This window comes from Psychrobacter sp. JCM 18900, assembly GCF_904846625.1.
GTDB lineage: Bacteria > Pseudomonadota > Gammaproteobacteria > Pseudomonadales > Moraxellaceae > Psychrobacter.
This window is the reverse complement of the sequence record NZ_CAJHBL010000006.1, coordinates 58,532-72,318: the sequence shown is the minus strand read 5'-3', so window position 1 is coordinate 72,318 and position 13,787 is coordinate 58,532. Positions and strand designations below refer to the sequence as shown.

The 13,787-nt window shown below is 43.8% G+C and carries 11 protein-coding genes; 2 read left to right on the top strand and 9 right to left on the bottom strand.

Features of this window, described 5'->3' with window-relative positions; genetic code table 11:
* Window positions 1-442: 442 nt before the first annotated feature.
* Both JMX96_RS11605 and uvrC read left to right on the top strand, forming a co-directional pair.
* Complete coding sequence (locus JMX96_RS11605; RefSeq protein ID WP_201569198.1) at window positions 443-1,966, top strand: DUF3360 family protein; 1,524 nt, start codon at window positions 443-445, stop codon at window positions 1,964-1,966.
* 154 nt (window positions 1,967-2,120) lie between these two features.
* Complete coding sequence (gene uvrC, locus JMX96_RS11600; RefSeq protein WP_201569196.1) at window positions 2,121-3,965, top strand: excinuclease ABC subunit UvrC; 1,845 nt, start codon at window positions 2,121-2,123, stop codon at window positions 3,963-3,965.
* 133 nt (window positions 3,966-4,098) lie between these two features.
* Here the strand turns inward: uvrC and JMX96_RS11595 are convergent, their stop codons facing one another.
* From JMX96_RS11595 to urtA, 9 genes are all read right to left on the bottom strand, one after another.
* Entirely contained in the window at window positions 4,099-4,671 is a 573-nt protein-coding gene (locus tag JMX96_RS11595) for a dihydrofolate reductase (protein ID WP_201569194.1), read from the bottom strand.
* Window positions 4,672-4,735: 64 nt separating this feature from the next.
* Window positions 4,736-5,596, bottom strand: coding sequence for a thymidylate synthase (locus JMX96_RS11590; RefSeq protein WP_201569192.1), 861 nt, complete (start codon window positions 5,594-5,596; stop codon window positions 4,736-4,738).
* A 48-nt stretch (window positions 5,597-5,644) separates the two neighbouring features.
* The gene (locus tag JMX96_RS11585; protein ID WP_201569190.1) at window positions 5,645-6,361 is read right to left on the bottom strand and encodes a DUF2971 domain-containing protein; all 717 of its coding nucleotides are present in this window, start codon (window positions 6,359-6,361) and stop codon (window positions 5,645-5,647) included.
* A 33-nt stretch (window positions 6,362-6,394) separates the two neighbouring features.
* Entirely contained in the window at window positions 6,395-7,279 is an 885-nt protein-coding gene (gene lgt / locus JMX96_RS11580) for a prolipoprotein diacylglyceryl transferase (protein WP_057761969.1), read from the bottom strand.
* Between the two features lie 303 nt (window positions 7,280-7,582).
* The gene (gene urtE, locus JMX96_RS11575) at window positions 7,583-8,281 is read right to left on the bottom strand and encodes an urea ABC transporter ATP-binding subunit UrtE (protein ID WP_101204888.1); all 699 of its coding nucleotides are present in this window, start codon (window positions 8,279-8,281) and stop codon (window positions 7,583-7,585) included.
* A 78-nt stretch (window positions 8,282-8,359) separates the two neighbouring features.
* Complete coding sequence (gene urtD / locus JMX96_RS11570; RefSeq protein WP_413786746.1) at window positions 8,360-9,169, bottom strand: urea ABC transporter ATP-binding protein UrtD; 810 nt, start codon at window positions 9,167-9,169, stop codon at window positions 8,360-8,362.
* 44 nt (window positions 9,170-9,213) lie between these two features.
* A complete protein-coding gene (gene urtC / locus JMX96_RS11565) occupies window positions 9,214-10,284 on the bottom strand; it encodes an urea ABC transporter permease subunit UrtC (RefSeq protein WP_201569186.1) in 1,071 nt (356 codons plus the stop codon).
* A 10-nt stretch (window positions 10,285-10,294) separates the two neighbouring features.
* Window positions 10,295-12,022 (bottom strand): urea ABC transporter permease subunit UrtB, encoded by a 1,728-nt coding sequence (gene urtB / locus JMX96_RS11560; protein ID WP_227677042.1) that lies wholly within the window; start codon window positions 12,020-12,022, stop codon window positions 10,295-10,297.
* A 312-nt stretch (window positions 12,023-12,334) separates the two neighbouring features.
* Window positions 12,335-13,687, bottom strand: a complete 1,353-nt coding sequence (gene urtA / locus JMX96_RS11555) for an urea ABC transporter substrate-binding protein (protein WP_201569184.1) — start codon at window positions 13,685-13,687, stop codon at window positions 12,335-12,337.
* Window positions 13,688-13,787: the final 100 nt, after the last annotated feature.

Genomic DNA, 13,787 nt, shown 5'->3' with positions numbered 1-13,787 from the left:
GAAATAAATCGATAAAAAGTATTTATCATAATTAAAAAGTACTCAGCCTGCTAGCTCTAAAGCGTAACCAAAATGGCATATTTATGCCCACTTACAGGTAACGATCGTTATTTATTATAACTATCTTTGCTATTCATCTATGTGATAAAAATCCACCTAGATGTAAATCATTATCAATAAAAGGGTCGTTTATTCTAATTCAACATCTATAACAGAGAGATTTTTTCCTCATGGTTTTCTATTAAGGTCAGTTTTGTCTCAAATAGAAACTTTAGTTTATATATTATAATGAGATACATAGTATCTTTAAATGGTTTTAGGTTCGCATTTCATCAAGTCTTGGCATACAATAGTTCGCAGTTTGTAATAGGCGCTTTGGTCTATGACATTAGAGCAGAGCGTGTGTAGTCAATCAAAGACGTAATCGACACAAGGAAATGTGATGAGTAACCCTCAGACCCCCTCTTCAGGGTCTAATACGCCGACCTCGAACGTAAACCACGACAGTCAAGTACAAGGCAGTTATGTAGATTTGCATAAGCCCAGTTCTAGTTTTGACAGTCGTGATGCTTATTTAAACCATGAATTACAAATCATGCAGCCGAAACGCTGGCGTCCTAATTTACCATTCCGTGATTACCGTTTTGAATACGAAGATACTATTCCAGCAATGGCCGCGACCATCGGTAAAGTTGTTATGGTGGGCGCCATTGCAGCAACCTTTGCAGGTCCACTCGGCTTAGGTGATGCGTTTGTCTTAGAAAACGTGCGATATGAGCTATTGATCGTCTCCTTCTTTATTATTTTATTTTCGGGCTTTCTACTGCCGACGGCCAACCTCGCTGGTACTCACGGCCCATTAATCCCTCTGATTCCTATTGTGGTAGCAGCTGGTGGGCACCCGATGGCCTTTGGTTTGCTTATCGGTGCTTTTGGTCTGCTCCTTGCGATTAGTAAAGGAGGAAGTCTACTAGCCAACTTAACCAGTAAAGGTGTGTGCGGTGGCCTCTTGATTTACTTGGGCTTTATCGGAACCACCTCGCAGGTCAAAAATCTCTTTGCTTGGGCAGAAGGGATTGGCATGTCACATATCGCTTTCTTTATTATTCTGGCGACTATCCTGTTGTATGCATTGCTTGAACATTGGCAAAAACGCTGGCTTGCGGTGCCGCTAAGCTGTGTCTTAGGTGGCGGGCTTGCATTTGCATTGGGCGCTCCTTTTGAGTTTAAAACCGCACCAGGCTTACCGAATATGAACCCGATGTATTGGTGGGGTGAAAATACTGGTTGGATGCTAGGATTACCGACGGTTGAAAGCTTTATTGTCGTACTGCCATTTGCTATTTTGGCCGTTGCGATGTGGTCACCAGACTTCTTGGGTCATCAGGTCTTTCAGAAAATCAGCTATCCTAAACGTACTGAAAAGGTACTCATGGATATCGATGACACGATGACCAGCGCTTCGTTTCGTCAGGTCGTCGGCTCTGTATTGGGCGGTGCTAACTTTGCGTCATCGTGGGGCACGTATATTGTCCCAGCAGCGATTGCCAAACGTCCGATTCCTGCCGGTGCCTTATTGACGGCATTGTTCTGTATTATCGCAGGGGTTTGGGGCTATCCAATGGATTTGGCTATTTGGCAGCCAGTGATGTGTGTGGCATTGATCGTTGGGGTGTTTATTCCACTGCTTGAAGCTGGCATGGAAATGACTCGCGAAGGAAAAACGACCCAATCTGCTGCGATTGTGGTGTTTGCCTCTGCATTGGTAAACCCTGCCTTTGGTTGGTCACTTACGTTATTACTTGATAACTTGGGCTTGATTGGCTCTAAAGAACGTAGCGCCAATTTGACTAAGATGAGCCGCTGGATCATACCAGGTATTATGTTTGTGGTATTGACTGGCGTGATGGCTATCGTTGGTATGTTGCCAGGCATCCCAGCATTGATGGCAAACTTCCGTCATTAGTAGTATGTTGCTGAATAAACGATCATAGAACAAACTAAGTCAGCGAAAGCTGGCTTTTTTATGGGTGAAGCTATGATAATAATTGGCTTGTAAAACAATGACTCCCGCCCCATAACTAGCAGTATTACTAAGATTTTTAAGAGCAATAAATTCTATGGTTAATGTCTCAGAATCGAGTCCTGTCGATGATAAAAAAGCCCGTCTTAAGCATTTGATTAAACGCCTGCCTAATTTACCAGGGGTGTATAAGATGCTGGGTAAGAACGGCGATATATTATATGTTGGTAAAGCTAAATCGCTAAAAAATCGGGTAAATAGCTATTTTGCCAAAACGATTGATCATCCAAAGACACGGGCGCTAGTGGCGCGGATTCATAATATTGAGACTATCATTACGCGTAGTGAGACCGAAGCGCTGTTGCTCGAGCAGAATCTGATCAAAGAGCATCGTCCACCTTATAATGTGCTACTGCGTGATGATAAATCTTACCTCTATGTGTTTATCTCAGCCGATAAGCCTTATCCACGTTTGGCTTACGGTCGCGGCAAAGGCAATCACCAAAAAGGTCGATTCTTTGGCCCGTTTCCCTCTGCACATGCGGCAAAAGAAACATTGGTCTTGATGCAGAAGATGTTTCAAATGCGTCAATGTACTAACACCTTTTTTAAGCAGCGTCAGCGTCCTTGTCTGGAGTATCAGATCAAACGTTGCCGTGCGCCTTGTGTCGGTTTGGTTTCGCCAGAAGAGTACGCAGAAGATGTGAATAATACCATTCGTTTTTTAAAGGGTGACTCTAGCGATATCCATAGTACGTTGATTGAAAAGATGGAAGCGTCAGCTGAAGCACTAGATTTTGAAAAGGCGGTATTTTATCGCGATCAGCTGTCTATGTTACGTGAAGTACAAGCAAGGCAAGCGGTCTATACCGTACAAGGTGAGGCAGATGTGATTGCCATTGCCAGTCAGGCTGGCATGACTTGTGTGAACGTACTGACAGTACGTGGCGGCCGTGTATTGGGCGGAAAAAACTATTTCCCAGATGTGGATAGTAGTGAGTCGTTAGCAGATAACTTATCGGCCTTTATTACGTCATTCTATTTCCAAGTGACCGATGATCTGCCAGCTGAAATCATATTGAGCCATCAGATACCAGATCAGGTGGCAGTGAGTGAAGCATTGGCAACACACTTTGGTAATAAAGTAGTCATCAAGACCAATGTACGCGAACACCGTTCAGAGTGGCTGGACTTAGCAACATTAAATACCAGTAATGCATTAAAAACCAAGCTTGGCGATTATTTAGAGCTGCATGCACGCTTTGGCGCACTAAAAGACGTATTGGCGACTGTCACCGATCGGACGATTGATCGCATTGAATGTTTTGATATCTCCCACACGATGGGTGAGGCGACCATTGGCAGCTGCGTGGTATTTGATCAAGGTGGCTCGCGTCGTCGCGATTACCGTCAGTATGCTATCCATGATATCCAAGGCGGCGATGACTATGCAGCGATGAAACAAGTGCTGACCCGACGTTATAAAAAGCAGCCATTGCCGGACTTGCTATTGGTTGATGGTGGTAAAGGTCAGCTTGGTATTGCCAAAGAAGTATTAACTGAGTTGGGTATTCTTGGCGACACCTTGCTCATTAGTGTGGCAAAAGGAGAAGGGCGCAAGGCTGGGCTTGAGGTATTGCACTTTATCGATCACGAACCGTTAGATCTACCGATGGATAGCAAAGCATTGCACTTGCTGATGCATATTCGTGACGAGGCGCATCGTTTTGCGATTACCGCTCACCGTAAAAAACGCGATAAGCGTCGCTCATCATCAGTGCTAGAGGTAATACCGGGACTGGGTGAAAAACGTCGTCGTGACTTGCTCAATCACTTTGGTGGTATGCAGCAGCTATTAGGCGCTTCACAGCAGGAGTTGGCAGGCGTACAAGGTATCGGACCAGTACTCGCAAAAACGGTGTACAAGGTATTGCATGAGTAATGGATTAGATATTATCAAGCAGCAGTTTTTATTGATTGTCTATAAATAAGACTGTGTGAAGATTAAACAAAAAAAGGGGCTATCTTAGATAATTTTACTTATCCAAGACTGCCCCTTTTTTAATAGGCTTTTACTACTTATCAGTTTCTACTTTATAAGTGGTAAATTTAAAGCTTAAATCGCTTTTTTCATCGTGCATTTGCTCAGATTCGTCTGCTACTTTAAAGCGTTCTGGCAACTCAGGATAAAATGCATCGCCGTCAGCAATGTCAGTATCTACATGAGTCAACTCAATACGGTCGGTGTACATCAGAGCGTCATTAAATACTCGCTCACCGCCAATCACCCAAATCGTATCGAGATGCGCGCCATGAGCAAGGCTAGCTGCTTGTGTCAGGGCATCGTCTAGGTTGTGTACCACATAGGCGTTGCTGCTATCTGCGAGACCTTTTGTCTCAGCATAATCCATCTGTGTCGTGACAATGAAGCTCACGCGCTTGGGTAATGGTTTGCTACCCATCGACTCAAATGTCTTACGACCCATAATCACGATACCTTGAATCTTGCTATCGTTTTCTTTGGTCGTCATGCTTTTGAAATGTTGCAAATCTGCTGAGATATGCCACGGTAGCTCATTGTTTTTGCCGATACAGCGATTGCTACTAATAGCAGCGATTTGGGCAACTTCGGTATGGGCATAGCTCATAATATATCCTTTTTATTGTATTTTTAAATCTTGCTCTTATTTAATGTAGTTAATCAGACTAACTTTATACGGCGACTTTTGCTTTGATAGCAGGGTGCGATTCATAGTCATTGACACTAATGTCTTCGTATTCAAACGCAAATATGTCTTTTACTTCAGGGTTCAAAGACAATGTCGGCAGTTTATATAGCGAGCGTGTTAACTGTAGCTCGGCCTGTTCACGGTGGTTTTGGTAAATATGACAATCACCACCCGTCCAAACAAACTCTCCAACTTCTAGACCACATACCTGCGCGATCATATGAGTCAATAGCGCATAGCTTGCAATGTTAAAAGGCACGCCTAGGAATAAGTCAGCAGAACGTTGATATAGCTGGCATGACAGCTTATTGTCTGCGACAAAGAACTGAAATAACGTATGACATGGTGGTAGGGCTACTTGCTCTGCCTCACCTGGATTCCAGCCAGAAACAATCAAACGGCGTGAATTCGGATTGGTCTTTATCTGTTCAACGACCTGTGCGATTTGATCGACACCATCAGCATTATAACTAGCATCTTCATTTTTGGTCGCACCATAGTTACGCCATTGATGACCATAAATAGGGCCCAAATCGCCAGCAGGTCTGTTAAAGCGCGCGGTCTGTTCTGCTGTTGCCCACTCATTCCAGATACGAACGTTATTCTGTTGGAGATAATCGACATGAGTACTGCCACTTAAAAACCATAATAGCTCATAGACGATGGATTTAAAGTGAACTTTTTTGGTCGTTAGCAGTGGAAATCCCTCTGCTAAGTCAAAGCGTAGCTGTGCGCCAAAATGGCTAAGCGTACCAGTACCAGTACGATCACCTTTTTCAGTGCCATTGTCGAGAACGTGGCGTAGCAAATCAAGATATGCCTGCTCGTTATTACTATTCATCATATTTTTCAACTTCAATAAATATTTAAAAGATTTTAATGTTCAGCTAGATTAATTTTTATGACCAACCAATGATGATTTACAGATCGGAATATTTAGCTTATATGTATCATTAATAAGTTTACGGACAGTATCTTCAAACCAAGCTGAAGAATTGGGATGTAAAATAATTTTCGTTATCATTTTTCTACTATGCTCAGTAGAAAGATGGAGACCAGCTTCTTTATTATTACTTTCTAAAGTAGCGCCATTATCTACTAATACTAATCTTGCTTCATTTTCAAATGAAAAAGCTTTATGTTTGTGATAGAGCTGCAATGGCAGGTAATTGAAAACAGAGTCACTGAAAGAATACTCTTCGTCATACCAACGCATTATAGGATGATCGTTGTAAAGCCTTTGAGCAGTATTAGGTTCTTGATATCTAACCCTATCAAAATAAGCAAGCATATTAATTTTTGAACGAGAGCAAGATAGCTTAAAATCTTGATGAGTAGTTTGAATTGCTAAAGAATCATTGGACTGTCCATAACTATTCCACATAGCATGAGATTCAGGTTCGTCTAAATACCAACAGCTTACATAAACCCATTCTTTTGCAGCTACCAATTGATTTTCAGTTTGAAAATGGTCTTTTTTGCCGTTAAATAAATGAAGACTTCCTTCCCAGTTATCAACAAATAGATTTGTTTTAGGTATAAAAAAACCTTGCTCTAACATAGATATAAGCTTCACAAAAGGAGTATATCTTGTTAACACAGCGTCCATTTTTATGAGTTCGTACATTATTTTCTCTCGTACTTAATAAGCAGCTTGCTTACCCCAGTCGTAGATGCCGCGTTTGTAAGCGTAACCGATCAAGAACAGACCGATAATTATCATTGGGGCGCTTAGTATCTGACCTTTGGTCATCCAGCCTAGCAAGATGAATCCTTGGTCGATGTCTGGCTGGCGGAAAAACTCAATGATAAATCGGCTAAAGCCATAACCAAGCATAAAGACACCGGTCACTGCCATACGAGGACGGGGCTTCGATGAGTACCACCACAAGAATAGAAACAACAGCAGACCTTCTGCAAGGGCTTCATATAGTTGTGACGGGTGACGAGGCAACAGGTACTGACCATTGACTTCAGTCATAAGGTCTTGCAGCGCAGGATTGGCTTGTAGCTGCTGCATATCAACGCTAGCGGCCTGCGGGAAGTAGGTCAACCAGTTGTAGCCACCGTCAGAGACGCGGCCCCATAGCTCGGCATTGATGTAGTTACCAATACGTCCGAACAATAAACCAGTTGGTACACAGGGAACGACAAAATCGAGCACTTGGAAAGGTGTCTTTTTATATTTGCGGGCAAAATACAGCATACCCAACATGACACCAATCAGGCCGCCATGGAATGACATGCCGCCTTCCCAGACTTTGAACAGATAGGCAGGGTTTTGAAGCAGTTCACCGAACTGATAAAACAATACATAGCCGACACGACCACCTAATATCACACCAAGTGCGCCAAAGAACACTAGGTCTGAGACCATATCTGTCGTCCAGCCTTCACGCTTGGTACTGCGATACCATGCCAGTCCGTAGGCGGCGGCAAATGCCAACAAATACATCAGCCCATACCAATGGACTTCGACGGGTCCAACTGCTAATGCTACAGGATCGTACTGAGGATGAATCATCATAAGGGCATCATAATATTGATAATAAAATGCTGACTATAATAGCAAATTTCGTTCGCTGGGCATACATAATTGCTATGACACCAATCAGAGTGTATGAGTAATTTGAGTTTTTTAGATAGTAGAGAATGTATAGGCTAAGCGTCAAAAAATAAGAAGTGAGGTGAAAAAAGTGACTTTAATTAAGGAGTGTTTTCGTGATGATATGTAATCTTGGTAGCTAGCAGCTTGGGATAAAAATGCCATTTTTAGCATTATCGAGCGTTCACTACCAATTTGTATTATTACATCTATTATTAAAAGAAATTAGATGGCGACCAGATCTTGTACGTTATTTTCGACCATTGTGTCGCCTGCACCTTGTGAGACTACTTTACCACGTGATAGTACCGTGTAATTGTCAGCTAGCTCTTCGGCAAATTCATAGAATTGCTCAACCAGCACAATGGCCATGTCACCTTTATCTGCTAGGTCTCGAAGGACACGGCCAATATCTTTTATAATAGAGGGTTGGATACCTTCAGTTGGCTCGTCTAAAATCAACACAGTCGGCTCGGAGGCTAAGGCGCGTGCAATGGCAAGCTGCTGCTGCTGACCACCAGACAAATCACCGCCACGACGATGTTTCATCTCATCGAGTACGGGGAAAATATCGTATAAATGCTTAGGTACATGTTTGGCCTTACTGCGTGAAAACTTTGCCATACCAATTAATATGTTCTCTTCTACCGTCAGTGTCGAAAAAATATCACGACCTTGGGGTACATAAGCTAAACCTGCTCGGACACGTTGCTCTGGAGACATTTTACTAATGTCTTTATCATTAAGCAAAATCTCTCCTGATTTGATCGGTAGTATCCCCATCAGGCATTTAAGTAGCGTAGTTTTGCCTACGCCGTTACGTCCAAGTACCACGCTGCACGCGCCTACAGGCGCTGTAAACGAGACGTCTCGTAAAATATGACTGCCGCCGTAATATTGGTTGATATCGTTCACTTGTAACATGGCTGTCTCCTAAACTCTAAAACTTTTCTAATATTTTAAAGGTTATATTCGTTTGGCTCGTCTAGATGATACGTTTAGCTATCGACCTAAGTAGGACTCAATCACTGCCTCATTGGCTTGCACTTCAGCTAATGTACCTTCGGCCAAAATCGCTCCTTGTGCCAATACCGTGACTTTTTCACTGATAGCATCGATAAAGGTCATGTCATGCTCAACTACGACCAAGGTATGATTCTTTTTAAGGCGTAGACACAGCTCGGCGGTATGTTCAGTTTCTGCATCGGTCATACCTGCTACGGGCTCATCAAGCAAAATCAGCTTGGGGCTTTGCATTAACAGCATGCCAATCTCTAACCATTGTTTTTGCCCATGTGAAAGCAATCCAGCTGGCTTGTTGATTTTGTCGGTCAGGCGAATTTGTTGTAAGGTAGCGTCGAGGGTATCGCGAGTATCGGCATCGAGTTTGTTAAATAAGCTTTTAACCACACGTTTGTCTTTCGGCGCAGCAAGTAACAGATTATCCATTACGGTAAAATTTTCAAAGACAGTAGGTTTTTGAAACTTACGGCCGATACCCGCTTCAGCGATTTGTTCGGTAGATAAGTTGGCAAGGTTATGAGTCTGACCAAAAAACACGCTGCCTTCCGTAGGGCGGGTTTTACCTGTGATGACATCCATTAGCGTGGTTTTACCAGCGCCGTTGGGGCCGATAATACAGCGTAGCTCGCCTTCTTCGATATAGAGCGATAGATTGTTAAGTGCGCGAAACGAATCAAACCAGACACTCACATCTTCTAAGTACAGAGCAATACCATGGCTAAAATCGACGCCTGATTTTTTGGGGTGACTGAGACCGTCACGTCCATCAGTATGATCATATTCAGACAGCGCTTTGGTCGATTGTTCAGTTGATAAGGATTTATCATTTAGCATTACTGTTTCTCCTTTTTGAATCGATCGAACAAGCCCATAATGCCATTAGGTAAAAACAACGTCACGACGACGAATAGCCCGCCTAATATCAGTAGCCAAAACTCAGGGTAGGCGACCGTAAAGTAGGTTTTCACAGCATTTACCACACCAGTTCCTAAAATCGCGCCAATTAAGCTTCCTCTACCACCAGTCGCTACCCAGACGGCTATCTCAATCGAGTTCACAGGATTCATTTCACTCGGATTGATAATGCCTACTTGCGGTACGTATAGCGCACCTGCGATACCAGCGATGACAGCGGATAATACCCAAGCGGATAGCTTGTACCACAGCGTACGGTAGCCCAAATACTGCAAGCGGTTTTCGCTGTCACGAATCGCACCAAGTACGCGCCCATAAGGTTGGTTCATTAAATGACGCAAACCCATATAAGAGACTAACAATGCTACGGCCGTGACAAAACACAGCATTGAGCGAGTTGAGGCAGCAGTAATGTCGTAGCCTAAAAGAGTAGTAAAACCAGTAAAGCCGTTATTGCCGCCGAAGCCTGTCTCATTACGGAAGAACAGCAAGGCTGCTGCATAGACCATGGCTTGAGTGATGATAGAAAAATAAACCCCTTTGATTTTGGAGCGAAAGGCAAAGAAACCAAAGAGAAAAGCAACTAAGCCAGGCACTAATATAACCAGTGCGACTGCCCACCAAAAATGCTGTGTACCAGCCCAGTACCATGGCATCTCAGTCCAGCTCAAAAAGCGCATAAAGTCAGGAAGCGCGTCGCCTGCTGTCTCACGTGTTAGGTACATGCCAAACGCATAACCACCCAAAGCAAAATACAAGCCATGTCCCAAGCTCAAAATACCAGCATAGCCCCAGACGAGATCTAGTGCCAAAGCCACCATGGCCAGTGCCATGATTTTGCCAATCAAGGTAATCCAGTAGGCTGAAAGGTGAAAAGCTGAAGTCTCCGGCATAAGATGTAGCCAAGGCAGTATCAGTAGTACGGCAAAACATAATCCAATTAAAACAGCACTACGCGGTGTATCAGACAGTAATTTGGACAGTATCATAGGAGTCTCCTTATTCGACAAAGCGGCCTTTGAGTGCAAATAAACCTTGTGGCCGTTTCTGAATAAACAGAATCACAAGAACCAACAACACAATCTTTGCCAATACTGCACCGATACCAATCTCAAGTACCGTACCGCTCACACCAAGTCCTAAGGCAGCCAATACTGCGCCCCATACTTGTCCGACACCGCCAACGACGACGACCAAAAACGTATCAATGATATAAGTTTGACCCAGATCAGGACCGACGTTGCCGACTTGAGCAAGGGCACAGCCAGCCATACCAGCCAGCCCAGAGCCCAGACCAAATGCCATCATATCGATACGTGCAGAAGGGATACCGACAGCACGTGCCATTTGACGGTTTTGGGTAACGGCTCGTATAAACAAACCAAAGCGGGTTTTGTTAAGTAAGTACACCAGTAGCGCCACGACGATGACGGTAAAACCAATAATGGCTATACGGTTATAAGGTAGTACCAAACTTGATGACACTTGATATGCGCCGCTTAACCATGCCACGTTACTGACTTCAACGTTCTGCGCACCAAAAATCATCCGTACCAACTGCATCAATATTAAGCTCACCCCGAATGTCGCCAATAATGTCTCTAGCTCACGACCATATAATGGACGAATGACAATGCGCTCAATAATCATACCGATAACAGCGCTGACTAAAAACGCAGCTGGAATAGCCGCAAGCAAATACCAACCTGCCATATCTGGCATATAAGCTTGAAAGAAGTTTTGAACCATATAAGTGGTATAAGCCCCGATCATAATCAGCTCACCATGCGCCATATTAATCACACCAAGCAAACCAAAGGTAATGGCGAGACCAAGCGCCGCTAGCAGTAAAATACTAGCGGTACTCATACCGGTGAAGATATGACCCGTCCATGTGCTGATTTCGATACGACGTGACACGCTAGATTCAGCATCGATAAGTGCAGCTTTGAGCGAGGTATCTAAGCCATCAGCCGCGAGGGCAGATTCAATATCGACCAAAACTTGTGGGTTATCACTATCTGCCAGTAGGTTGACCGCTGCAATCTGAGTGGGTAGGTCGCCGTTTTTGAAATCAATACGAGCTTGTAGTGCCGTTAGTGCTTTTTGAACTTTAGCATTGTCCTCATTTGCTGCAGCGATTGTGATAATGGCTGGGTCTACTTGGTCAATATTATCGGCCAAAATCTCTACAGCTTGCAGGCGCTGTGCGGGCTTGTCAGAAGCTAGCTTTACCTTGGCTTGACCAAAGATGAGCGCTGAGCGAAGGGCATTGGTTAGGGTGATTTGTGATAAATCACTTGGCCAATCGTCAGTCTCTTTTTTCTCAGGATAGGTAAATAGCTGATCATCTTTATTCAGTAAATACGTTTGCCCACTGTTACCTTGATATAGCTCATCATTGGCAATGAATTCAACCAAACTATCTAAACTCTCAACGGATCCTGGCCAATCACTTAGCATGGCTTGGCGCTTACTAAAATCACCGGCTACAAATTGTTGAATGGCATCGCCTGAACTTGTAGTTGCTACTGAGGTATCTGAGGTGGTTTGAATGTTCGCAGGCGTGAGCAACGATTGCTCACTATGAGCGGTATCCGTATCGTGGTCATGTACCTGACCATCATGATCGGCATACGCCGTGGTGATGAATGTTGTTATGCATAATGCCATCAATGCAAGTAAACGCAGAGGCGCATAAATTGAAAAACGAGCCGCATACTGCATGACTTCACTGGCTGATGCTTGTGGGTTATTACCACTTTTGGACGATGTTGGCCCTACAAACGGGCGTAAAGTATGGTGCTGCATGTGCGGCTCCCTGTTTTTCATAGACAACAAACCCTTAGCCACTACTACTTAACGGATTAAGCGATAGAAGAGTTGATAAGGTTTGGTGTTATTTAAAAGTTGAGAATAAGTGTTGAAAATAAATGTGAAAAGTAGGCGTTAGGACTGTTATCAGTGTCATTTATCCATCCGCCTACTATTCAATTACTATCCACGTGCTTTTCAGTACTGGCTTATTTAGGGAATAGCCTATTTAGGAATGTACTCGCTCCATGGCTGGGCTTGAATGACTTCTGGCGTTTTGAAAATCGTATCAAACTGTCCGTCGGCACGAATTTGACCAATCATGACAGGCTTCCATAGATGATGGTTTTCTTCATCCATTTTTAGCGTGTAGCCAGAAGGTGCATCGAACGTTTGTCCCGCCATGCTAATACGTACTTTATCAACATCAGTCGTACCTGCTTTTTCGACAGCTTGCTTCCACATATTGATACCGACATAAGTAGCTTCCATTGGATCATTGGTCACGACTTTTTCAGCATTTGGTAGTTTTTGGTCCAATGCATACTGCTTATAGCGTTTGGTGAAGGCACTATTGGTCGGGTTTTTGATCGACATAAAGTAGTTCCATGCCGCTAAATGCCCTTGTAGCAGACTGGTATCGATACCACGTAGCTCTTCTTCACCGACTGAGAATGCCATGACTGGAATGTCTGACGCTTTGATACCTTGGTTCGCTAGTTCACGATAAAACGGAACGTTTGAGTCGCCATTGATGGTCGAGATAACCGCGGTCTTTTTGCCCGTTGAGAACTTTTTAACGTTAGATACGATGGTTTGATAATTGCTGAAACCAAATGGTGTGTACTCTTCCATGATGTCTGCATCAGCCACGCCTTTTGATTTCAAAAATGCCTTTAAAATCTGGTTGGTGGTGCGTGGATAGACGTAATCAGTACCTAACAATACAAAGCGCTCTGCACCGCCGCCTTCTTCGCTCATCAAGTACTCTACTGCTGGAATGGCTTGCTGGTTTGGTGCCGCACCAGTGTAAAAGATGTTTTCTGATTGCTCTTGTCCTTCGTACTGCACTGGATAGAACATCAATCCGTTTAACTCTTCAACCACAGGTAATACCGATTTACGCGATACCGATGTCCAACCACCAAAGATGACATCTACTTTATCTTGAGTGAGTAGCTGACGGGCTTTTTCAGCGAATAATGGCCAATCAGAAGCAGGGTCGACGACGACTGGTTCTAGTTGCTTACCGAGCACACCGCCATTGGCATTGATTTCATCAATCGTCATCAGCGCGGTATCTTTTAGAGAGGTTTCAGAGATGGCCATGGTGCCAGACAGTGAATGTAGTATGCCAACTTTGATAGTGTCGCCATCAGCAGCAGGCTCGGTGGTCGTTTCTGTGCTGGTTTCAGTTGTGGTCTCTGTTGATGCAGCAGTTTCGGCAGGTTTTTGACAACCAATAAGACTTAGGCTGCCAACGACGGCTACCGCTAGTAACGATAAACGCGATTTGATTTTTCCGTGTGATTGAGGGTCTACTACTTGAGTGTTGGCTAAAATTGGTAACGAAAACATGGACATCTCCTAATAAATACAAAAGGTAAAATAATGTTCCTGAACACCCATTAAGAGTTCAAGTTCTGTGCCAAGTTAAAAAAGCCAATAATCGAGTAAT

Coding starts and splice junctions, on each gene's coding strand:
- urtC (WP_201569186.1), bottom strand. CDS start 10,284: ATGATACTGTCCAAATTACTGTCTGATACACCGCGTAGTGCTGTTTTA.
- JMX96_RS11590 (WP_201569192.1), bottom strand. CDS start 5,596: ATGATGAATAGTAATAACGAGCAGGCATATCTTGATTTGCTACGCCAC.
- urtB (WP_227677042.1), bottom strand. CDS start 12,022: ATGCAGTATGCGGCTCGTTTTTCAATTTATGCGCCTCTGCGTTTACTT.
- urtA (WP_201569184.1), bottom strand. CDS start 13,687: ATGTTTTCGTTACCAATTTTAGCCAACACTCAAGTAGTAGACCCTCAA.
- JMX96_RS11595 (WP_201569194.1), bottom strand. CDS start 4,671: ATGAGCTATGCCCATACCGAAGTTGCCCAAATCGCTGCTATTAGTAGC.
- JMX96_RS11585 (WP_201569190.1), bottom strand. CDS start 6,361: ATGGACGCTGTGTTAACAAGATATACTCCTTTTGTGAAGCTTATATCT.
- urtE (WP_101204888.1), bottom strand. CDS start 8,281: ATGTTACAAGTGAACGATATCAACCAATATTACGGCGGCAGTCATATT.
- JMX96_RS11605 (WP_201569198.1), top strand. CDS start 443: ATGAGTAACCCTCAGACCCCCTCTTCAGGGTCTAATACGCCGACCTCG.
- uvrC (WP_201569196.1), top strand. CDS start 2,121: ATGGTTAATGTCTCAGAATCGAGTCCTGTCGATGATAAAAAAGCCCGT.
- lgt (WP_057761969.1), bottom strand. CDS start 7,279: ATGATGATTCATCCTCAGTACGATCCTGTAGCATTAGCAGTTGGACCC.